The sequence below is a fragment of the Coprococcus sp. ART55/1 genome, assembly GCF_000210595.1.
Classification (GTDB): Bacteria; Bacillota; Clostridia; order Lachnospirales; family Lachnospiraceae; genus Coprococcus; species Coprococcus aceti.
Window position 1 is genome coordinate 2,279,925 of sequence record NC_021018.1, and the last position, 22,843, is coordinate 2,302,767.

Here is a 22,843-nt window from a genome sequence, read left to right on the forward strand (position 1 = left end):
AAGCCTGACTGTGTAATACATTTTGCAGGACTCAAGGCAGTTGGCGAGTCAGTTGTAAAGCCACTTGAGTATTATCAGAACAATATCACAGGAACCCTCAACCTGTGCGAGGTTATGAGAAAGAACGGATGCAAGAACATCATCTTCTCATCATCAGCTACAGTATACGGCAATCCTGCATTTATCCCTATCACGGAGGAGTGCCCAAAGGGAACACCTACGAACCCATATGGCTGGACAAAGTGGATGATCGAGCAGATCCTCACAGACCTCCACACAGCAGATCCAGAGTGGAATGTAATTCTTCTCCGTTACTTCAACCCAATCGGAGCTCATAAGAGCGGACTTATCGGAGAGGATCCAAAGGGTATTCCTAACAACCTTCTTCCATATGTTGCACAGGTTGCAATCGGAAAGCTTCAGAGCGTTGGAGTATTTGGCAATGATTACGACACACCGGATGGAACAGGTGTGAGAGATTACATCCATGTAGTAGACCTTGCAGTTGGACATGTAAAGGCTATCAACAAGATCAAGGAGAATCCTGGAGTTAAGGTATACAACCTTGGAACAGGAAATGGTTACAGTGTCCTTGATGTTATCAAGGCGTTCAGCAAGGCCTGTGGACATGACGTTCCATATGTGATCAAGGAGAGACGTCCTGGAGATATTGCAACATGCTACTCAGACGCTTCACTTGCCAAGAAGGAGCTTGGCTGGGAGGCTCAGTACGGAATCGACGAGATGTGTGCTGATTCATGGAAGTGGCAGTCGATGAATCCAAATGGATATAATGACTAATTCCAAAATATAAATAACATAAAGCAGCAGAGCACCGACAAATACTATATATAATCAGATGTAGATTTGCCGGTGCTCTTTTCTGTGTATTGACTTTTTAAAAGAGACGTTGTATAAGTAAGTAAACTACGCTTTCTGCGGTCTTTGTTAATTATGCCCTTTTTTAGGGCTTTATCAGATAGAAATGGGTGTTTGACATATGAGACTAGAAATACTGCTTTCGTGTATGAACCTTCAGGATGAGGATATCATAACGAAATCCCATATAGAGTCCGACACGATCATAGTCAACCAGTGTGGATATGATGGGTACAATGAATATGACAGGAACGGACATAAGACAAGAATTTTTTCGGTGAATGACAAGGGTCTTACCAAGAGCAGGAACTATGCTATAAAGCATTCCGAGGCGGATGTGTGTCTGCTGTGTGATGACGATGAGGTGTTCAGCAGAAATTACGAAGAAGGGATACTGACTGCGTACAGAGATCTGCCAGAGGCGGATGTCATCATATTCAACATAGGCAACAGACCTGCCCATTGGGGCGACATGCCTAAGAAGCTTGGATATCTGGATCTCATGCATGTGGCATCCTGGCAGATATCATTCAAGAGAGAGAGCATAGTCAATAATAATGTATATTTTGATGAGCGCATGGGTGCGGGCTCGGGCAACGGAGCTGAAGAGGAATTCAGATTCCTCACGGATTGCAGGAAGAACGGGCTTGCAATATATTATGTACCATTTGTCATAGCGGATGTTGCGCAGACAAAGTCAACATGGTTTAAGGGGTATAACGAAGAATTTTTCATAAACAGAGGTAATACGACAAGATACATCATGGGTTATGTACCGGCGGTATTGTACGCAGCGTATTACAGTATAAGGAAGAGACATCAGTTTGACAGTGATATATCATGGTTTAAGGCCTTCAGACTTATTATGAAGGGAATACATGAGAACAGGTTAGGGAAGAAGAAATGAGTGAAAAAATATTAAGTGTGATAATTCCGTCTTACAACAGCAAGCCATATCTTGACAAATGTCTTGGATCACTTGTTGTTCCGGAGCTTATGGACAAAATAGACGTGATAGTGGTAAACGATGGCTCGACAGACGGCAGTGAGAGTATATGTGAGGAGTACATTGAGAAGTATCCTGACAGCTATTCACTTATTAATAAGGAGAACGGAGGACATGGCTCAGCGATAAATGCCGGAGCTGAGAAGGCCAGGGGCAGATACATGAAGGTGCTTGACGCCGACGACTGGTTTCTCACAGAGAGTATTCCTGAGTTTATAGGAAAGCTCGAGAATGCCAGTGCGGATGTTGTTCTGACATGTCACCACACCATCAATATAACAACAGGGGAGATAAAGAACTGGAGATGTTTCCCTGATGAATTCGACAGAGAATATACTATGGAAGAGGTCATGTCAGACTGGAAAAAATTTGACAGAAGCCTCACATTCCATGGAATAACATATAGAACACAGTTTTACCGTGAGAATGGAGTCAGACTTGCAGAAAAAGTATTCTACGAGGATCACGAATATGCGACATATCCATGCTGCTTGGCAAAAACCATACTGCCACTCGATATGTTCGTGTACGAGTACAGGATCGGGGATGTGTCCCAGAGCGTATCCGCGCAGAATCAGTTCAAGAGAATCGACCATACCAAGATGGTCATAGTAAAGATGCTCAAGAACAGAGAGGACATCTCGGAGCAGTGGGCTCTTGAATACTGCGACAAGAAGATACATCTTCTTCTGCTGAGCTTCATGGTAACTTCCATGCTATGCGATTCCGACAGAAAGAGAGGTGTTGCACGGGTAGATCAGCTTATGAGTTATATAGTCAAGAGAGACAGACACGTCGTTGATATGACATTGAAGCATTATAAGATACTTAAGCTTCTGAATGCTGCGCATGTGGGTCTGGAAGGCTACAACAAAATGCTTAATTCAAAGCTTTACAACAAGGTAAGGCACAATAAGAGTTTTGAATAGATTTACTATGGAGGATTAACGAAAAATGAAAGTAAAAAGCGGAAGCTTTTTAGAAGTTTTTAATTATAAAGATCTTTTAAATCAGCTTGTTTCAAGAGATATAAAGTTAAAGTATAGAAGAAGTTTTCTTGGATATGTGTGGAGTATCCTGAACCCATTGCTCATCATGATCGTAATGGTTATCGTATTCTCCAAGATGTTCAACAGATCGATACCACACTTCCCTGTGTACCTTTTTGCAGGACGTATACTGTACGAATTTGTAATAGGTGCATGTGGTAAGGCACTTGGAAGTATAACAGATAATTCGTCACTGCTTAAGAAAACGTATGTGTCAAAGTTTATGTTCCCGCTGGCAAAGATCACAAGCTCACTTGTTGACTGCCTGTTTTCACTGGGAGCGTTTCTTATCGTTATCATATTCACACGTTCACCATTTTACTGGACGATGCTGTTGTTCCCGTTCATATTCCTTCAGGCCTATATATTTGCCTGCGGATTGGGCTTTTTTCTTGCACAGCTCCATGTATTCTTCAGAGATACAAGATATATATGGAATGCGGTCACCACAGCGTGGATGTACTGTTCAGCGATATTCTATCCTATAGATATGCTGCCAGACTGGTTGAAGTTACTTGTGAATTACTTCAACCCACTGTATGTATATATCAAGCAGTTTAGATGCATAGCGCATCAGGGAGTGATGCCTGATCTCACTACTATCGGTCTCGGATTCCTCTATGCATTCTTTTTCTTTGGACTGGGAGTGCTGTGTTTCAAGAAGAATCAGGACAAGTTCATTCTGTATATTTAGGAGGTGTGGCAGTTGGCTAACGTAGAAGAGAAAAAGAACGAACTTGATGATAAGAAGATTTTCACCTCAAATGCACAGCGTACAACAACTGTGGCAAAGGGTGAGACCATTATAGAGCTCAAGGATGTGACCATAAGATTCAACAAGAACAATCTGAAGGTGGACAATCTGAAAGAGTATTTTATAAGACTTGTGACAAAACAGTTGATGTTCCAGGAGTTCATAGCGTTAAAGGACATCAATCTTGATATAAAGAAGGGCGAGGCGTGGGGCTTCCTTGGAACCAATGGTGCCGGAAAATCCACCCTGCTCAAGGTAGTCAGCAGAATATTGAAGCCTGCCAGCGGTACTGTTAAGGTATCGGGAACTGTGGCAGCCCTCATAGAGCTTGGAGCCGGAATCGATCCACAGCTCACGGCCCGTGAGAATATATTTCTCAACGGAACTCTGCTGGGATATTCAAAGGCATTTATAGAGTCGAAGTTTGACGATATAGTTGAGTTTTCAGAGTTGCAGGATTTCCTTGACTCTCCGGTCAAGAACTTTTCTTCAGGTATGAAGACCAGACTTGCATTTTCCATAGCGACGGCGGTTGAGCCGGATATTCTCATTGCGGATGAGATACTTGCTGTAGGTGATATGCGATTCAAGAAGAAGTGTGCGGCCAAGATGACTGCCATGCTGGAGGATGGAACGACCCTGCTGTATGTATCCCACAACATAGCTGCTGTCAAGAAGCAGTGTAACAAGGCTATGTGGCTGGATCATGGAAATGTAGTTATGGTGGGAGATGCCGATACGGTATGCGATGCATTCAAGGCCGAGATGGATGCACCTGCACCGGCAAAGGCCCAGAGCAAGGACAAGAAATAACAAGAAATCAGGCAAGATGTTTGATATACAACACAGGAGGATTGGATAATGTTACAGAATGTGAAGTTGCAGAATGTGATGCTGCAGATGAATCTGGATGTGAACTTGATAGAGTATCCTGAATTCAGCGCCATTGGAAAGGGAGAGGAATCACCATTTATATACGACTCAGAGAAGAAATGTCATGTTGTTGAGAAGCTCACAAAGGTTAATTTCATGAGCTATTACAACTGCATTCAGGTAAAACGCTGGTCAGAGTATACAGGGGTAAAGAACTTCAAGCTCCACCTCACAATGAAGGGAAAAGCTACAATATCCGTATATGCAATATATTCAGCATCCGTTGCGGTTACCTACAATCCACTTGTATCACAGGTAGTTGAGAGTGATGAGGTTTCAGAGGTGGTTGTGAACATACCAGAGACAGATAAGGCTCTTGTAGGTTTCTATATGGATACCCTGGAAGATACAGAGATATACAGCGGATACTATTCTGCTGACATCGAGGAGGACAGAATAAGAGATGTAAATATCTCTCTTGTCACAACAACATTCAAGAAGCAGGAATATATCAAGCGTAATATAGACCTCATCAAGTCAAATGTACTCTATGATGGAAGCGACCTCAAGGGACACATGTTCGTACATGTCATTGACAATGACAGAGAACTCGATCCATCAGAGCTCGACAGTGAGGATCTCAAGGTTTATATGAATAACAACGTAGGTGGAGCCGGCGGTTTCACCCGTGGAATGATAGAGGCACTGGAGCTTCCAAAGAAGCCTACACATGTACTCCTCATGGATGATGACGTTATGGTCATGCCAGAGAGTTTGTTCAGAACATATTATCTGCTCAGACTCCTCAAAGACGAGTACAAGAAGTGCTTCCTGAGTGGAGCCATGTTCGATTACGACATACGCCAGAAGCAGTATGAGGACGTGGGATTTGTCCACAAGGCAGACGGATCATACGGTCCGGTCAAGTCAGCTATGGATATGAGGCTTCTCAAGAACATAGTTGCAAATGAGAACTACAGTTTCAATGTCGATGATGCATATGCAGGCTGGTGGTACTGCTGTATACCTGTGGAGCACATCGAGGACAGAGGCTTACCACTTCCGGTATTTGTCAGAGGTGACGATGTAGAGTTCTCACTGAGAAATAAGCCGGGATTTATAGCACTTAATGGTATCTGTATATGGCATGTGGGATTTGCAGGCAAATTCAACGCCGCCATGGAGCTTTATCAGGTTCACAGAAACAGTTTTGTTATCCAGGCGGCAAGCGGAATATGCCAGGATGTGGATTTCCTTGCGAGAGTAAAGGGAATGTTCTGGAAGGATATAACCAGATTTGCATACAACAATGCTGAGTTGCTCATAGATTCCATTGAGGATTACCTCAAGGGACCAGAGTATATCATGCATCTTGACGGAGAGCAGAGCCTCAAGGAGCACAATGCTAAGAACGAGAAGCTTGTGCCGCTGGCAGAGCTTGGCTATGCAGGGGATCTTCCTACAGATCCATACAAGTATGAGAGTCTTAATCTGTTCCGCAAGGCAATGTATGTGCTCACGATAAACGGACATCTTCTTCCAAACTTCATGCTCAGAAGAACACCGTATATCATCGCGTACGACTGGTTCTTTGTTCCGGGAAAGAATTACATGAAGAAGACTCTCGTTGCCGTGAACAAGAACGGTGGAACAGGAGTCAGAAGAACAATCAACAGAAAGCGTTGTTTTGCGCTTATAAAGAGATATAGAAAAGTATTGGCTAAATACAAGAAGACACATGTGGAAGTTGAGCAGGCTTACAGAAATGCATTTGACGAGATGAAGACAACTAAGTTCTGGAAGGAATATCTGCATATATAAAGTGATATGGAAGGAGTATCTTTAGGGTATGGCTACTATTAAAGGTATAAAAAACCGTTTGGCGGCTGCGGGAAGAGCACTGGGGGGAGATTACACCTCAGAGAAGAACGGTTCGAAGCCAAAGGATAAGCTCAAGGCGTCCCAGCGAGTAAATGCGGCGCAGAGGGCGATGAGCGGTGATTACGCTCTCAGAGACGGCAAAAAGCCTGTTGTAAAGGTCGAGCCTGCTGAGATCAGGATGAATAAGGTATTCACCACGAAGGAAAAAGCAGAGCCTGAGATCAAAGTGTTTGAGAAGCAGGAGAGTGCCAGACAGAGAGAAGAAGAGCGAGTAGAGTGGAGAAAGAAAGCGGTGAGACGCGACAGCGACAAGACAGTCGGATGCATACATCCTGATTACTGCTGTGGCTGCGGCGCGTGCTACAGTGTATGTCCGGTAAATGCTATAAGCATGAAGTATGATTCAGAGGGATTTCTTGCTCCTGTAGTGGATCGCAGCAAATGTACAAACTGCGGTCTGTGCAGAAAGATCTGTCCATCTATAAATCTTGAGTATAAGAACACTGTCGAGCCTGCATGTTATGCGGCATATGCAGACGATGAGATAAGGGCAAAGAGTTCGTCAGGTGGAATATTCACACTGCTGGCTGAGTATGCATTTGAGCAGGGGGGAGCTGTATGCGGAGCAGGATACACAGACGATTTCAAGGTTGAACACTTTATCATAGAGAGCCCGGATGATCTGGACAAGCTCAGAAAATCCAAGTATGTTCAGGCTGATGCATCGAAGGTGTATGCGGACGTTAAGAAGATACTCAAGGAAGGCAGAGTGGTAGTATTCTGCGGATGCGGATGTCAGGTCGCAGGACTTTACGCAACACTCAAGAATGTGGATATATCAAATCTCTACACAATAGATCTGATGTGCCACGGCGGCCCATCGCCAAAGCTGTTCGATGATTATCTGAACAAATACCACGGCAAGGATCAGGGCAAGGTTGCTGATGTTGGATTCAGAGACAAGGACTACTTCGGCTGGTCTACAGAGATGACTGTAAAGTACACTGACGGAACAGTTTATCACAGAACAAGGACACAGGATCCATATTACAGAGCATTCCTTCCTTGTATATCGACGAGAAAGTTCTGTGGACACTGCGCATATGCGAAGCTTCCGAGAACAGGTGATATAACACTTGCAGATTTCTGGGGAATCCAGAAGTACAACAGAGATTACACTGACGGCAAGGGAACATCCATTGTGTCAGTCAACAGCCCACAGGGTGAGAAGATATATGCTGCCATAGCAGACAAGCTGCTCCTGAACAAGGAGATACCTTGTGATGATGTACTCAAGACAGGACAGCCATTTGACCACTGCTTCAAGAATCATCCTGCCAGACAGAGATATTTTGAGCAGATAAAGAATGGCTCATCCATGGAGAAGGCATACGATTATGCCATAAAGGACAAGTACGATGTAGGTATATATGGCGTGTGGTTCGGTGCAAACTACGGAAGTGTTGCTACCTATTACGCACTTCACGAGATCATCAGATCATTTGGTCTGTCAGTGCTCATGATAGACATGCCTGCAGCCAAGACCGGAGCCGGCAAGCCTGACACCCATGCGAGAAGATTTGCAAAGGCACATTACCATGAGAGCAAGAGATACACACTGAAGGATATGAGGGAGCTCAATTCCAAGGTCGATACATTCATCATGGGATCAGATCAGGTGTGGAACAGAGGTATAAGCAGAGGCTTCGGCTTCTCATTCTATTTCGATTTTGTTGAGCCGGATAAGAAGAAGATCGCATTCTCTGCATCATTTGGACATGACAGGGATTTCTGTAATGTACAGGACAGGGAGACGATATCTGAATACATGAGACAGTTTGATGGAATATCCATCAGAGAGACCAGTGGAGTTGAGATCTGTAAGGATGTGTATGGAATAGATGCGGTGAGAGTTCTCGATCCTGTATTTGTTGCAGACAGAAAGGTATTCGATTCACTGGCAGACAAGGCAAAGAAGAAGCACGATGGCAAATATATGCTTGCATATATACTTGATCCAACTCCGGAGAAGAGAGCCGCAGTGGTTGAGGTTTCAGAGAAGCTCGGCCTTGAGGTAGTTGTTCTTCTGGACGGACGTCCAAAGGACCCGGTGAAGAACCGTCAGATCATGGATATGGACGACAAGATCGTCGACGACATAACAGTCGAGGACTGGCTGAACTATTTCAGAAATGCAGATTTCGTTCTCACTGATTCATGCCACGGAATAAGCTTCTCACTTGTATTTGAGACAAACTTTATCGGACTTGCAAACAGTGCAAGAGGAATGACAAGATTTGAATCCCTCGTGGATGTATTCCAGGTGAGAGATCATTACGTTCAGGATGCGGCAGACATTCTTGGAAATGATGAGCTGTTGAAGCCTGTGGATTACGACAATGTTAATAAGATACTTATGTCAGAGAGGGAGAGATCCCTTGCATGGCTTAAGGAAGTATTGTTCAGACCTAAGGAGTTTGAGGGTTATAGAGCATATCCAATTATAGATAAGAGATTGGCGGAAGATAAGGAGGATTAAGTAACATGGCAAAGTATGATTACCTCATAGTAGGAGCCGGATTATTCGGCGCAGTATTTGCATACGAGGCAGGCAAGAGAGGCAAGAGCTGTCTGGTTATAGACAAGCGTCCACATATTGCCGGCAACATTTACACAGAGCAGGTGGAGGGTATAAATGTTCACAAGTATGGTGCACATATATTCCACACATCTGACAAGAAGATCTGGGAGTATGTAAACCAGTTTGCAGAGTTCAACAACTACATTAACTCACCTGTAGCTTCATACAAGGATGAGCTGTACAACCTTCCATTCAACATGAACACATTCAGCAAGATGTGGGGAATCAAGAAGCCTTCAGAGGCAAAGGCAATCATCGAGAAGCAGATCGCAGATCTGAACATTGGAGAGCCAAAGAACCTTGAGGAGCAGGCACTCAAGCTTGCCGGTACAGATGTGTATGAGAAGCTTGTCAAGGGATACACAGAGAAGCAGTGGGGAAGACCATGTACAGAGCTTCCTGCATTCATTATCAAGAGACTGCCTCTGAGATTCATATACGACAACAACTACTTCAATGACCGTTTCCAGGGAATCCCAATGGGCGGATACACACAGATCATTGAGAAGATGCTTGAGGGCGCTGAGGTCAAGACTGACACAGATTACTTCGATTTTATCAAGGAGAATCCTGACATCGCAGACAAGACTGTATACACAGGTATGATCGATGAGTTCTTCGGATTCCAGTACGGACCACTTGAGTACCGTTCAGTAAGATTCGAGACAGAGGTACTCGATGAGGAGAACTACCAGGGAAATGCTGTTGTGAACTACACACACAGAGATGTTCCATACACAAGAATAATCGAGCACAAGCACTTTGAGTTTGGAAAGCAGCCAAAGACAGTTATCAGCCGTGAGTATTCAGCAGAGTGGAAGCCGGGCGTAGAGCCATACTACCCTGTAAACAACGACAAGAACAATGCGCTTTACGAGAAGTACAAGGAGCTTGCAGAGACACGCAAGGATGTAATATTCGGCGGAAGACTTGGACAGTACAAGTATTATGATATGGACAAGGTAATCGCAGCAGCACTTGAGTGTGTTGAGGCAGAGTTCTAATCGTGAGATAGAGCATATTATAAAGCCATACAAAGGGACGCATACCGGAATACAGATTTTCCGTATATGCGTCCTTTTTGCGTGCCGGAAGCATGGGTGATACGGCAAAATAAAAAAGATATACACTTTCGACAGAACGTGATAGAATTATACTAATTATGGGCATGTTATTTGGTGGATATGGTGCCCAGGGGGTAAAAATTAAAAGGGTAAAGGGTGTATATGTTATGACAAGGAAGAGGATTGCGGTACTGACAGCCCAGGCTGATGAGTACACCCAGGGTAGATTCCTCTCGGGGTTTTTTGAGAAGGCATTTCAGCTTGATTATGATGTGTGCGTGTTCTCAATGTATCTGAAGTATCAGGATACAGCTAGCAGAGAAGTGGGGGACGCCAACATATTCAACCTGATAGAATTTGACAAATATGATGCGGTGGTCATATGTACTGACAGGATCAGGACGCCGGGAACAGAGGAGGGACTCCGGTGGCGTGTGGAGCATGAGTTTGATGGCCCGGTACTGATAGTCGGCGACGAGATAGAAGGATATAAATCCATAAATATTGATCACAGAAAGAATATATGCGGGCTTACGGATCATCTCATAGAAGAGCACGGATACCGTGATATAGTGCTGCTTGATGGCTGGGAGAATACTGCCAATTCCGAGCTGAAGAAGCAGGGATTCTTTGACAGCATGAAGAGTCATGGTATCGATGTGGATGAATCGTCGGTCTACTATGGCAATAACTGGTTTGACTCAGGACGCCAGACCGCAATGGAGATAACAGAGAACAGAGACAGACTTCCACAGGCTGTGGTGTGTGCCAGTGATCACATGGCACTGGGGCTGGCGGCTGAGCTGGAACAGAGAGGCGTGAGGGTCCCTGAGGATATAGCGATAACGGGATATGACGCTGCGGAGACGAACGATGACAGAGTCATACCGCTGACATCGGTTGATATACCTGCAAAGGTTGACGGCGAGTACGCCGCAAAATGGATAGACGCAGAGATAAACGGAAGATCTCTGGAGAACTATAGGAGCAGTGCGTCTATACACTGGGGAAAAAGCTGTGGATGTGAGCAGTGTACGGAGAAGCCGGGAAAGAGAGACGTGACGGCATGGGATATGAACGCTCAGCCGGGAAGCTATGGTTCATACTATAACCATATGATGGAGGATCTGTTATCCCAGAGAGATTACAGGGAATTCTACAATACCATATTCCAGTATGCCCATACGGATGGCAACATGAGCAGTTTCAGTCTCTGCCTGAATGAATATTGGAAGTTTCCTGAGGTCATGATGGGGTCAAATGCACTGAGAGTCGGATACACGAAGAATATATACAGGGTCATCAGAAGCTGCGGTGATGGAGACGGTGCGATAGATTTCGATGACTGTTTTGACGTGTCCAGACTGATACCTGAGCTGGATGCAGACAGGGACAGACCTGAGGCTTACATATTCACTCCACTCAATTTCGACGACAGATGTTTTGGATATGCGGTTGTGAGCTATGGAAGCGAGTGCAGGGCGTACGATATTTCATATAGCACATGGATCAAGCAGATCATGCAGGGCATGGAGGCGTTCTACAGACAGGCGAGTCTTCAGAAGCTTCTGGACAAGGTCAATGCATCGCAGATCCGTGATGATCTGACCGGAGTGTACAATTATAACGGATTTATGGCGAGGTGCAGGGATATGTGTAACGATGCCGTTGCACATGGCAGGAGCATTGAGCTGCTGGCTATAGATATAAAGGGACTGGGACAGATAAATGCAAGTCTCGGCAGAAAGGTCGGGGACGAGGCCATACAGGCACTTGCCAGAATGATCTCGGCATCCCTTGAGAAATCAGACGTATGTATGAGAATGTGTAACGATGAGTTCATCGTGGCATATCAGGTGATGGGAGATGCGGAGGATCACGCAGACGCCATAGTTAAGAGTGTGGAGAGCCGTACCAGGGAGTTTAACAGGAAAAATGGCGACAATTTTGTCATGGAGATATGCTATGCGGTGGACAGACAGATGGTTGCGAATGCGGAGGCTCTGGACAACTATGTGAACGCACTCATAAGCAACAAGAACAATGCCAAGATGAAGGCGTACATTGAGAGCACGAGAAATGCAGAGCTGTCACAGGAGGATATAGAGAAGGACAAGCTTGCCACGGAGATTCTTGACAGGAATCTGCTCACATATCATTTCCAGCCTATAGTTAATGCCCGCACAGGTCAGATCTATGCCTATGAGGTGCTCATGAGATCGGCAGGAGAGCAGTACATGTCTCCTCTCGACATAATACAGAGTGCTGAGAGACTTGGACGTCTGAGCGATGTGGAGAGAGCCACATTTATCAATGTGTTGAGACTCGTTGAGGACAAGCGAGAGGAACTTGAGGGCAGAAAGATATTCTTTAACAGTATACCGGGCTGCATGCTGTCGGAGGAGGACACCGCTGTCATAGAGAGCAAACTCAGGGAATTTGGTGGACAGGTGGTCGTGGAATTCACCGAGGAGGCTGAGATGAGCGACCAGCTACTGGATCAGATAAAGGACAAGTACGGCAGGATGAACATAGAGACCGCCATAGATGACTATGGCTCAGGTTATTCAAATGTCAACAATCTTCTCAGATATATGCCGCGTTACGTGAAGATAGACAGGATGCTCATGACAAATATACATGAGGATCCGCAGAAGCAGCATTTTGTTAAGGATATTATAGAATTTGCGCATGACAATGATATCGTCACTCTGGCGGAGGGCGTTGAGCTGGATGTTGAACTCAAGGAGGTCATCAGACTTGGCGCAGATCTCATTCAGGGTTACTACACGGCGAAGCCTTCACCGGAGGCGATTGCCGAGATAGATAAGAGGATCATAAACGAGATAGTCCAGTACAATCAGAACGAGATCACAAAGCATGGCAAGAAGACCTATGTCATAACCGATGAAGACGAGATATCGATGGTTCAGCTTGCATTTAACAAATATACGGCGCTTGATTTCAAGAAGATAGATGACCAGTACAGGTACGTCAACATGACAGGTACACCGGGCTTCAAGTCCAACATGCTGATAACCATAGGAGACGGCTTCAGAGGCGAGCTCAGGGTGGACAGCATAAGCCTTGGAGGAGAGAAGGGCATACCTTGTATAAAGATAGAAGACAACTGCGATGTCAGGATAGTCCTCACCGGGGACAATGAGCTGCGCACAGGCGGTATACAGGTAGCCGAGTCGTCAAAGCTCGAGCTTGCCGGAGATGGAGATCTGAGGATCACACTTGCGGGTGGCAGATACTTTGGAATAGGAAACGATTTTGCGTCGAGACACGGAGATCTGTATTTCAATCAGGATGGAACGCTGTCCATAACGGCCACCGGAATGAGGGGCATTGGAATAGGATCCGGCCTTGGCGGTAATATATATATTGGACACGGACGATACGAGATAGATCAGAGAGGTCAGGAGGGTGTGATGATAGGCTGCATGGACAGCGACTGCACTCTTCACATAGAGAACTGTGACATGGAGATATACAATGGAATCGCCAGGAGTGTATCCATAGGCTCATATAACGGAAGCGCGGATATAGCTATTGACAATATATCCGGCAAGATATCCGGGGCATCCATCTCGACAGCAGTCATAGGAACCATGAATGGAAAGTTCTGCAGGGTTGCCATGAAGAATATCAATATTACTATGAACATCAGGGCAAATGAATGTTATGGTATAGGCTGCCGTGAGGGCGATACGGACGTCAGCATACAGTACGCTTACGTCAAGGTGGTGGCACAGGGCAAGGATGCCTACGCCATGGGTAACAGCACCCACACCGCCAGACTGGAATTCTCCAACTCGGATATCAACACACAGGTGATCAACAGTGTGGGAACTGATATAGGTGCAGAGGAGAAAAATATCGTGATCGGTAACGGTAGAGTGAGCTTCATGGTGAATGGAATATCAAAGAACAGGGAAGTGCAGATGGTCGATCTGTAGGCGCCTATTCCGAAGCGTACAGTTAATCATTATTAATATTGTGTTGTTGACTGTTGTGAAGTATAATACAGCCGATTGACATGATGGGAGAATATTTATGGTTTTTTCGAGTTTAATATTTTTGTTTGTTTTTCTCACTGCAAACCTGATAGCATATTTTGCGGTGAGCCCTGAGAAACGCAATAAGGTATTGCTGATATTTTCACTGGTGTTCTATGCCTGGGGAGGCCCGAGATATCTTCTGCTCCTGGCGGGAGAGACTCTGGTGAGCTGGCTGTTTGCCATTCGCATAGATGAGGCACGTGCCGGATATACCAAGAGATCTGAGAAGTTTTATCTTGTGTGTGACCTTGTGATAATGCTTGGCTGTCTTGCGATATTCAAGTATCTGGGATTTTTCCTCGGCAACATAAAGGCAGTGTTCGGCGTGCCGAAGATCGTGCCTGGAATAGCTCTCCCAATAGGAATCTCTTTCTATACATTCCAGCTCATATCATATGTGGTGGATGTGTACAGGAACGAAGTCAGACCACAGAGAGAATACTGGAAGCTCCTTCTGTATTCAAGTCTGTTCCATCAGTGTATAGCGGGACCTATCGTCAGATATGAGACCGTTGCTGATCAGATAGACAACAGGGAGATAACAGCGAACGATATATACATGGGACTGAGAAGATTTTCAGTCGGACTGGCAAAGAAGGCGATACTGGCCAATTCCTGTGCCAGCATAGCCGACACCCTGCTCCCGGCGGGAGTAGCGAGCCTCAAGGCTCAGACGACACTTGGAATGTGGATTGGAATGATAGCGTATATGCTTCAGATATACCTTGATTTCTCAGCATACTCAGACATGGCCATCGGAATGGGAAGGATGGTAGGTTTCCACTATGATGAGAACTTTAACTACCCATATATGGCTACATCGGTAAATAATTTCTGGAGGAGATGGCACATATCACTCAGCTCATTCTTCAGGGATTACGTATATATACCGCTTGGCGGCAACAGATGTAGCACAGCGAAGTACATCCGCAACATGGCTATCGTGTGGTTCCTCACGGGAATGTGGCACGGAGCAAGCTGGAATTATATATTCTGGGGAATTTATTATCTGGGCTTCCTCCTTCTGGAGAAGTTTTATCTGGGCGGAAGACTCGGCCCTGTGGCATCCCGAATATATACGCTGCTCGTTATCCTGTTCGGATGGACCATATTCAGATTTGAGAGCCTTCGTGAGCTTGGAACAGTGCTTGCGGGAATGTTTGGAATAGGAACATCGGGATTTGCAAATATGGCACTTGGAACAATATTTGTGAAGAACATATTCTTCCTGATATTTGCATGTATTGCGTGTACGGATCTGGGCAAGAGACTCAGAAAATGGGCTATAGAAGTTGGAAAGGTCAACCCACTTGTATTCAACGTGTTCAATGTAACTGAGATGATAACACCGGTACTTATGCTCGTGATCTCAGTGCTGGCGCTTGTGGGTGCAAGCTATAATCCTTTCCTGTATTTCCAGTTTTAATGGGTGATTTTTATGAAGAGAAGATATACCAGAAGTCAGAGACAACAATTAAAGAAATTCAGAACTCTGGGTGTTCTTATATTTGCCGCAGTCATGGCGATAGGAGCATTTATTGGTCTGCTGTTTTTTGTCAGACCTAAGAAATCCACGGTGGAGAAGAGGACGCTTGCAAAGTTTCCGTCATTCACTATAACGTCATTCCTCGACGGATCATACTTCGAGGACGTGTCACTGTGGTATTCTGACACATACCCTATGAGGGATAAGCTTGTGTCGGCTGACCAGAGCCTTAAGAAGCTGTACGGAATACAGCTCGGAACGCAGGTGGTTGGAGGAAATGCCAAGGGCGATGAGATACCTGATGTGGACAAGAGTGCGGTGACCGCCACTCCTGATGATGCAGGCAAGGCGACAACTGAGAGTACCACGGAGGTTACGACAGAGGATCCTGAGATAGGACTTCCTGCGAGTCTGACATCGAAGAACAAGCAGGATGCGACAACTGAGAGCGGTTCGGTCCAGACGGTCGATCCACCAGATTCAAAGGCTATGGACAAGGCGTTCCAGAAGCAGCTTCAGGACAACCTGTATGTGAAGGATGGTTCTGCGTACAGCCTGTACTATTTCGTTCAGGACTCCGCAACAGAATATATAGATGCTATCAACAATGCAGCGGCACAGCTCTCGGGCCAGACAAATGTGTACGATATTCTTGTGCCGAACAATTCAGGTGTCCTGCTATCGGATGACGAGCTGGATAAGCTTGGCGGTTCCGATCAGAAACAGGCGATAGAGTATTACTATGGCATGATGAATGGCGTGAAGACGGTCGATATATTTGACACGTTAAAGGCGCATAAGGATGAATATATATTCTTCAGGACAGATCACCACTGGACCGCGGATGGCGCGTACTATGCGTATGAGGATTTCTGCAAGACGAAGGGCATAACGGCCATTCCACGTGACAAGAGGAAGACGGATACCTTCAAGGGATTCCTCGGAAGCTTCTACAGCACCCTGCAGAACTCTGACATGAAGAATAATCCTGATACTATATACGCCTACGAACCGATAGGAACAAATGACATGACCTACTGGAACGAGGATGGCTCGGAGCAGAAGTGGAATGTCATAATGGATGTGAATGGATGGGATAAGGGAACCATGTATTCTACATTTGTGGGCGGTGACACGCCGATGGCAGTGATAGAGAACCCGAATGTGACAGACGGTTCATCGTGTGTAGTAATGAAGGAGTCCTACGGAAATGCATTTATTCCATTTCTTGTGGATCACTACTCCAAAATATATATCATAGATTACAGATATTCACAGGTAAACATCCTTGACTTTGTGAAGAGCAAAAAGGTCAATGATTTTATCTGTATAAATAACATATCTCTCATAGGAGATAAAGATGTGGCTGCTACTATAAGCAGTCTGCTGCACTAGGGCATAATCGGAGGATTTGCAGACAGATGCCCGGAGATGGTCAACAGATATATGGAGACTGCTTCTGAAGGTACCAGAGGATTGTTCATGTTCTGCACCATAGATAATGACAAGGATGTGGATGTGTTCCAGGCGCTTGCAACTGTCGACAGACTTCTCTATCAGGAGAAGCGTGCAAAGAAGCTTCGCCGGATGGCTGAGTAAGACAGATATAAAAGACAAAATATATAAAGGCTTGAAAGAAGGAGAATGTATCATGGAGAGGTTAGGTTTCATAGGCATGGGTAATATGGCACAGGCACTCTGTGCAGGATTTGTGAATTCAGGGAAGATAGCGGCTGAGAGTGTATATGCATATGCACCACACTATGACAAGCTGGTGAAGAACTCAGAGAAGTATGGATTTACCCCGTGTAAGACACTTGCAGAGCTGGTGGATGCCGTGGATACAGTCATCATGGCATGCAAGCCTTATCAGATCAATGACGTTCTCGTTGAGATAGGAGAGAGACTTCACGGCAAGGCTCTTGTGTCGGTGGCAGCTGGCTGGGATTTTAAGAAGTACAGTGAGTATTTTGACAGTTCGGTGAGAGTGCAGTTTGTGATGCCGAATACTCCGGCAATGGTATATGAGGGAGTTATGCTCTTTGAAGCACAGAATTCCCTTGAGGAGGAAGAAAGGATACAGATCAAAGAGCTGTTCGCGGCTGTGGGAATTGTGGAGGAGCTTCCATCGAATCTCATGGGAATAGGAGGCGCAGTAACCGGCTGTGGTCCTGCATTTGTGGATCTGTTCATAGAGGGATATGCGGATGCAGCGGTTAAGTATGGTGTGCCTAGACAGACTGCGTACAGACTCATATCACAGATGATACTTGGTTCAGCAAAACTTCAGCTAGAGACAGGGGAGCATCCCGGCGTGTTGAAGGACAATGTATGTTCCCCTGCAGGAACAACCATCTGCGGTGTTGCATCCCTTGAGGAGTCAGGTCTCAGGAGTGCATGCATTAAGTCTATAGATGCGATCATGAATAAGTAATAACGGCAAAGCCCCTGTATGATTGAAATATCATACAGGGACTTTTTTATTTCTTGACTTTTTTATTTCTTGAATTTTGAGAGGATGCTTATAAGCTGCCTTATGTTCAGTGGCTTTGACAGGTGTTCGTTCATGCCCGCCAGACGGCATCTTTCGAGATCTTTAGCAAATGTGTTGGCGGTGATGGCGATGATAGGAATGTTCTGTGCATCCGGATGCTCGAGCTTTCTTATGGCGTAGGACGCCGAGATTCCATCCATCACAGGCATCTGAAGATCCATAAGGATGCCGTCGTAGGTTCCGGCAGCAGATGTGGAGAACATGTCAACGCACACGGATCCATCCTCAGCGCGCTCACAGGAAATACCATTCATACCCAGAAGTTCAGACACAACCTCATAGTTGAGTTCGTTATCCTCTGCCACCAGAAGGTGCATTCCTACACACAGGGATTCTGCGTCGCTGCTATCACCGGATTGTCCGGACCACAGATCATCCTTTATGATATAAGGGACGTCGATGCTTACCTCGATGATAGTTCCACCACCCGGATTGCTCTGTACTGTGATGGTACCCTGCATTAGATCCACAAGCTCCTTCACTATGGCGAGCCCCAGACCGCTTCCGCGCACTTTACTGATCCTGGTGTCTGTCTCGCGGGAGAATTTGTTGAACATGCTCGCCTGATATTCAGGCTTTATTCCAATTCCCGTGTCGCTTATTCTGGCGACGAGACGTATCTTATCGGAGCCCGGTATATTCTCCTCATATAATTCAAACCCAACGTCGCCATGACCAGGTGTGAACTTGATGGAGTTAGACAGCAGGTTAGAGTAGATCTGTTTCAGCTTGAGTCCATCGGCCAGGATGTAGTCGTGATATATATCGTGACAGTTGAAGGTTATATTGAGTCCGTCGTTCATGAGAGCCTGATCGAAAACCATGTTCAGAGTATGACACAGCTCGGATACAGATGTTTCACAAGGCTTAAGCTGCTGTCTGCCGTTTTCCAGATTCGTTATGTCAAGGATGTTGCTGACGAGCTGTTCTATATAAGCCCCGGACGTCCTGAGCTTGCCCAGACAGTCGTCTATCTTGCTTGGATCGCCTAGTGATCGCTTTGCTATGTCGGCAAATCCCATTACGGCATTCAGAGGTGTTCTTATGTCGTGAGCCATCTTGGACAGAAACTCGGACTTTGCCTCGTTTGCCTTGTTGGCCTCCTCTGCCAGGAGCATCCAGCTCTGTTCACGTCTCTTTTGTTCGCTGATAAGCCTTGTTACATACAGTATGTTGGTCACGTTGCCAAGAGCATCTCGCTTCTTCACAATAAATCTTGCCGAGTGCCAGTTGCCGTCGTTGGCGAGATAATCCATGGCTATGGTCTCGTCTGTGTGGAGACGCTCTGCGATGGTCGACAGATCAAAGAAATCAAGTATCTTGTCCTGATATTCGGGAACGACGAAGCGGTGACACAGCTCCTTCATCTTGGAGGAAGCTCTTCCCATGCGGCCTGTAAGTCTGTGTACCTTGTTATCGCTGGACACCTCCTCGTACATGTCCTGTGTAAGATCTATCCTGTATATTGAGAAGTAGATCTTGCTTATGGCGGATATGATCTCATTGTTCAGGTTAGCCTCGTCAAGTGCCTCCTGGAGCTGCCTCCTCGAATTTTGTTCAAAGCTCACAAGCTCGTCTATCTGCTTGAAGCCAATCAGCACCCTTGAAGATGAAGCCGCTGAAAAAGGGAATATCTCAGCCTCAAAGTTTTCCTGACCCGCTGCGTTCGGAGTCACCCGGTATCTGTAAGAAAGCTTAGGGTGAGCGGCAAGATGATTCTGTATATGCTCTGCGCTGAGGATTTCTGTGAAGTCCGGGGCAGATTCTTTGATGACATATTTTTCGTAATACTGTCCGATCAGCTCTGAGTAGCAGAATGTTTTCCCAGCTTTGATGTCGTGCATGTGGGCAGCATTTGCCGCTGGGTCAAGCTTTAAAGGCTCGAGAGAATCATTCTGAAGATCCACGCAGTAGACGGATATGTAGTCCGTGCACAGAACAGACATGAACGTCCTTTCACGGTTCAGATCCGACAGGCTCTTTTCGAGAGAATTATTGCGCTGCTCAAGAAGCTCGGTCATTCTGAGAGTCTCCCTTACATTTCCGAGATGACCGCCCACAACCCCAAGCAGACTTATAAAGGATTCCGAACTATCTATGTGGGGATTGTCCACACCGATAAAGCCTTTGAGCTGGTCCTTATAGAAGATAGGAAATGCTATTTCAGAGTGGATATCCTGCATGACCAGAAGCTGATACTCGGAAGGCATGAGATCCTTCACATCCTCCACGTTATCTATGATCATACTGTCGCCGCGCTCAAATGCTTCCAGCCAGTAAGGCATGTCGGCGGAATCCACGGACTGAAGATTGTCAATCCATGGCTGCACATTGTCACCGCACCACTCATATGAGTTGCGGAATACGTTGTCAGTCTCATCCCAGTCAAAAATATAAACTCGTTCTGACGAAGTGCAACTTCCGATGATACGGAGCAGAGTCTGTATGGATGCTCGGAGTTCAAAACGGTTCTGGGCTCTGTCAATGGCAACCATCTGCTGTAGTATAACAAAATTATCCATAAAATACCCCCCCTTTAGGTGTGTAGGTTTTTGATATATTAATACATAAAGCTCTGTTTTTAAGACAATTTTACCTATTTTGAGAGAAAAAATCCATATTAATGTCAATTAATTCCATAGACAATATTTGTTAAAGACAATAGAATTAATGCGGGTATTTACAAAGATTTTGCGTAATTATACAAAAGATCCAATATATGAAAAATACAAAAGCAGTTGCAAGTGAAAATACTACATTGAGGAGTGGATCAAATGAGAGAAAAAGTTTTGATTGTTGATGACATCGAACTGAACAGAGAGATTCTGGCGGTTGCGCTTGGCGATGAGTACGAGGTACTGCAGGCATCAGATGGTGTACAGACGATAGAGATCCTGAAAACGGATAGCGAGGGGATAACTGCTATGCTGCTGGATCTCATCATGCCGAATGTGGATGGATACGCTGTACTGGATTATATGAGAGAGCATGGTCTGCTGGAGAGAATACCGGTTATCGTCATAAGTGCTGAATCCGCAAGGGATGTTGAGGTGAAATGTCTTGAGATGGGTGTTACAGATTTCATAAGAAAGCCATTTGACAGTGTTACGGTCAGGAGAAGAGTCAAGAACACAGCCGAGCTGTTCATGTACAAAAATCATCTGGAGGATAAAGTCAGATTGCAGACAAGAGAGCTGGAGGAGAAGAACAAACTGTTTCAGGCTCAGGCAGAGCAGATACGTGAGACCAATGAGAAGATAGTGGACGTTTTAGGCACGGTTGTTGAATACAGAAATCTTGAGAGCGGTGAGCACATCAAGAGGGTAAAGGAATTTACCAATATACTTGCAGAGAAGGCTGCGGAGAAATATCCGGAGTACGGCCTTACACCGGAGAAGATAACTGTAATAGTTGCAGCCAGTCCACTTCATGACATAGGCAAGATAGCCATTAAGGACAGTGTGCTCCTGAAGCCGGGCAGGCTTACAGATGAAGAGTTTGAATATATGAAGACCCACACGACAAAGGGCTGTGAGATACTTACACAGATTGCAGGCACGTGGAGTGAGGAATACGAGAAGATCAGCTATGAGATATGCCGCCACCATCATGAGAGATATGATGGAAAGGGCTATCCTGACGGACTGGCCGGTGAGGATATACCGATATCGGCACAGCTTGTGTCCATAGCGGATGTGTATGACGCTCTTGTGAGTGATCGCGTGTACAAGAAAGCGATAGAGAAGGGCAAGGCATATCAGATGATACTTGATGGAGAGTGTGGAACATTTTCACCGAGACTTATAGAGTGCTTCAAGGAGTCCAGACAGGAATTTGAAGAGCTTGTGTGCAGATATGAGATGAAGAAGGAGAACCAGATATGAACATCAGAGAGTGTTATGATACAATAGGAGCAGATTTTGAGGATGTACTTAGCAGACTTGGCAGTGAGAGTCTTATACAGAGATTCGCACTTAAGTTTATAGATGATGGAAGCTACAATGAACTGACAGAGGCTCTTGCGGAGAAGAATGCCGAGAAGGCATTCAGGGCAGCACATACACTGAAGGGGATATGCCTGAACCTTGGACTTAAGAATCTGTATACAGTGAGCTCGGATCTGACAGAGAAGCTCAGGGGGAGAGAGCTTGATGGATATGAGGCTTTGTATGAGAAGGTCAGTGAGCAGTATAAGATAACTGTAAATGCTCTTAAGAGTGTTGAATAGATCATTGTAGTGTGAGAAAATAGAAGAGATTTATGAGATGAAGAAGAGGACTATTGCCAGAATGATGGCGGCTGTTATGGCCGTGAGTATGCTTGCTGGTTGTGGTGATTCAGACGGCGATACAGCGAAGAAGGTGAATCTTGATCCAGATCATCCGGTATCACTGAAGATATGGCATTACTACAATGGAACCCTAGCAGGCAATATTTGACGATCTGGTTGATGAGTTCAATGCTACCAAGGGCAAGGATGAAGGGATATCTGTCCAAGCCGGTGAACATAGGAAAGTTTGAGGAAATGCTCTACGAGGTATGGAGCAGTCATAACAGAGAATTCAGCGTATTGCGCTAAGGGGGGTAAA

At 45.5% G+C, this 22,843-nt stretch carries 18 protein-coding genes; 17 read left to right on the forward strand and 1 reads right to left on the reverse strand.

The genetic code is table 11. From position 1 onward, the window contains the following. The 13 genes from galE to proC form a co-directional block, all read left to right on the forward strand. Window positions 1–801, forward strand: an 801-nt coding sequence (galE, locus tag CCU_RS10260; protein WP_208896162.1) for a UDP-glucose 4-epimerase GalE, incomplete at its 5' end; no start/stop codon positions are given. A gap of 199 nt (window positions 802–1,000) precedes the next feature. Continuing rightward, window positions 1,001–1,786, forward strand: coding sequence for a glycosyltransferase family A protein (locus CCU_RS10265; protein WP_242859110.1), 786 nt, complete (start codon window positions 1,001–1,003; stop codon window positions 1,784–1,786). Continuing rightward, on the forward strand, window positions 1,783–2,814 hold the full coding sequence (locus CCU_RS10270; protein WP_015534592.1) for a glycosyltransferase family 2 protein: 1,032 nt from the start codon (window positions 1,783–1,785) through the stop codon (window positions 2,812–2,814). Before CCU_RS10265 ends, CCU_RS10270 begins: the two co-directional genes overlap by 4 nt. Window positions 2,815–2,839: 25 nt before the next feature. After that, window positions 2,840–3,628 carry an ABC transporter permease gene (locus tag CCU_RS10275; RefSeq protein WP_015534593.1) on the forward strand — a complete coding sequence of 263 codons (789 nt, stop codon included), beginning with the start codon at window positions 2,840–2,842 and terminating at the stop codon, window positions 3,626–3,628. A gap of 12 nt (window positions 3,629–3,640) precedes the next feature. After that, complete coding sequence (locus CCU_RS10280) at window positions 3,641–4,501, forward strand: ABC transporter ATP-binding protein (protein WP_022217009.1); 861 nt, start codon at window positions 3,641–3,643, stop codon at window positions 4,499–4,501. Window positions 4,502–4,549: 48 nt separating this feature from the next. Next, the gene (locus CCU_RS10285; RefSeq protein WP_015534594.1) at window positions 4,550–6,382 is read left to right on the forward strand and encodes a glycosyltransferase family 2 protein; all 1,833 of its coding nucleotides are present in this window, start codon (window positions 4,550–4,552) and stop codon (window positions 6,380–6,382) included. Window positions 6,383–6,410: 28 nt separating this feature from the next. Beyond that, on the forward strand, window positions 6,411–8,981 hold the full coding sequence (locus CCU_RS10290) for a polysaccharide pyruvyl transferase family protein (protein WP_015534595.1): 2,571 nt from the start codon (window positions 6,411–6,413) through the stop codon (window positions 8,979–8,981). Window positions 8,982–8,986: 5 nt separating this feature from the next. After that, window positions 8,987–10,087 carry a UDP-galactopyranose mutase gene (gene glf / locus CCU_RS10295; RefSeq protein WP_015534596.1) on the forward strand — a complete coding sequence of 367 codons (1,101 nt, stop codon included), beginning with the start codon at window positions 8,987–8,989 and terminating at the stop codon, window positions 10,085–10,087. A 158-nt stretch (window positions 10,088–10,245) separates the two neighbouring features. After that, on the forward strand, window positions 10,246–14,112 hold the full coding sequence (locus CCU_RS10300; protein WP_015534597.1) for an EAL domain-containing protein: 3,867 nt from the start codon (window positions 10,246–10,248) through the stop codon (window positions 14,110–14,112). A gap of 97 nt (window positions 14,113–14,209) precedes the next feature. Then, the gene (locus CCU_RS10305; RefSeq protein ID WP_015534598.1) at window positions 14,210–15,640 is read left to right on the forward strand and encodes an MBOAT family O-acyltransferase; all 1,431 of its coding nucleotides are present in this window, start codon (window positions 14,210–14,212) and stop codon (window positions 15,638–15,640) included. 12 nt (window positions 15,641–15,652) lie between these two features. Then, window positions 15,653–17,095 (forward strand): DHHW family protein, encoded by a 1,443-nt coding sequence (locus tag CCU_RS10310; protein WP_015534599.1) that lies wholly within the window; start codon window positions 15,653–15,655, stop codon window positions 17,093–17,095. Between the two features lie 36 nt (window positions 17,096–17,131). After that, window positions 17,132–17,299 carry a hypothetical protein gene (locus CCU_RS10315; RefSeq protein ID WP_158547596.1) on the forward strand — a complete coding sequence of 56 codons (168 nt, stop codon included), beginning with the start codon at window positions 17,132–17,134 and terminating at the stop codon, window positions 17,297–17,299. Window positions 17,300–17,351: 52 nt separating this feature from the next. Next, window positions 17,352–18,134 carry a pyrroline-5-carboxylate reductase gene (gene proC, locus CCU_RS10320; protein ID WP_015534601.1) on the forward strand — a complete coding sequence of 261 codons (783 nt, stop codon included), beginning with the start codon at window positions 17,352–17,354 and terminating at the stop codon, window positions 18,132–18,134. A gap of 62 nt (window positions 18,135–18,196) precedes the next feature. Here proC and CCU_RS10325 read toward each other — a convergent pair whose 3' ends face one another. Then, a complete protein-coding gene (locus CCU_RS10325; RefSeq protein WP_015534602.1) occupies window positions 18,197–20,776 on the reverse strand; it encodes a hybrid sensor histidine kinase/response regulator in 2,580 nt (859 codons plus the stop codon). A 252-nt stretch (window positions 20,777–21,028) separates the two neighbouring features. Here CCU_RS10325 and CCU_RS10330 point away from each other — a divergent pair, with 252 nt between their 5' ends. Genes CCU_RS10330 through CCU_RS10345 form a run of 4 tightly spaced genes read left to right on the forward strand, consistent with a single transcriptional unit; the run spans window position 21,029 to window position 22,833 of the window. Further along, window positions 21,029–22,138, forward strand: coding sequence for an HD domain-containing phosphohydrolase (locus CCU_RS10330; protein ID WP_015534603.1), 1,110 nt, complete (start codon window positions 21,029–21,031; stop codon window positions 22,136–22,138). Further along, complete coding sequence (locus tag CCU_RS10335; RefSeq protein ID WP_015534604.1) at window positions 22,135–22,482, forward strand: Hpt domain-containing protein; 348 nt, start codon at window positions 22,135–22,137, stop codon at window positions 22,480–22,482. The genes CCU_RS10330 and CCU_RS10335 overlap by 4 nt, the downstream gene beginning before the upstream one ends. 37 nt (window positions 22,483–22,519) lie before the next feature. Beyond that, window positions 22,520–22,693, forward strand: a complete 174-nt coding sequence (locus tag CCU_RS10340) for a hypothetical protein (protein ID WP_015534605.1) — start codon at window positions 22,520–22,522, stop codon at window positions 22,691–22,693. Next, window positions 22,690–22,833 carry a hypothetical protein gene (locus CCU_RS10345; RefSeq protein ID WP_156327926.1) on the forward strand — a complete coding sequence of 48 codons (144 nt, stop codon included), beginning with the start codon at window positions 22,690–22,692 and terminating at the stop codon, window positions 22,831–22,833. Before CCU_RS10340 ends, CCU_RS10345 begins: the two co-directional genes overlap by 4 nt. The last annotated feature ends 10 nt before the right edge of the window (window positions 22,834–22,843 follow it).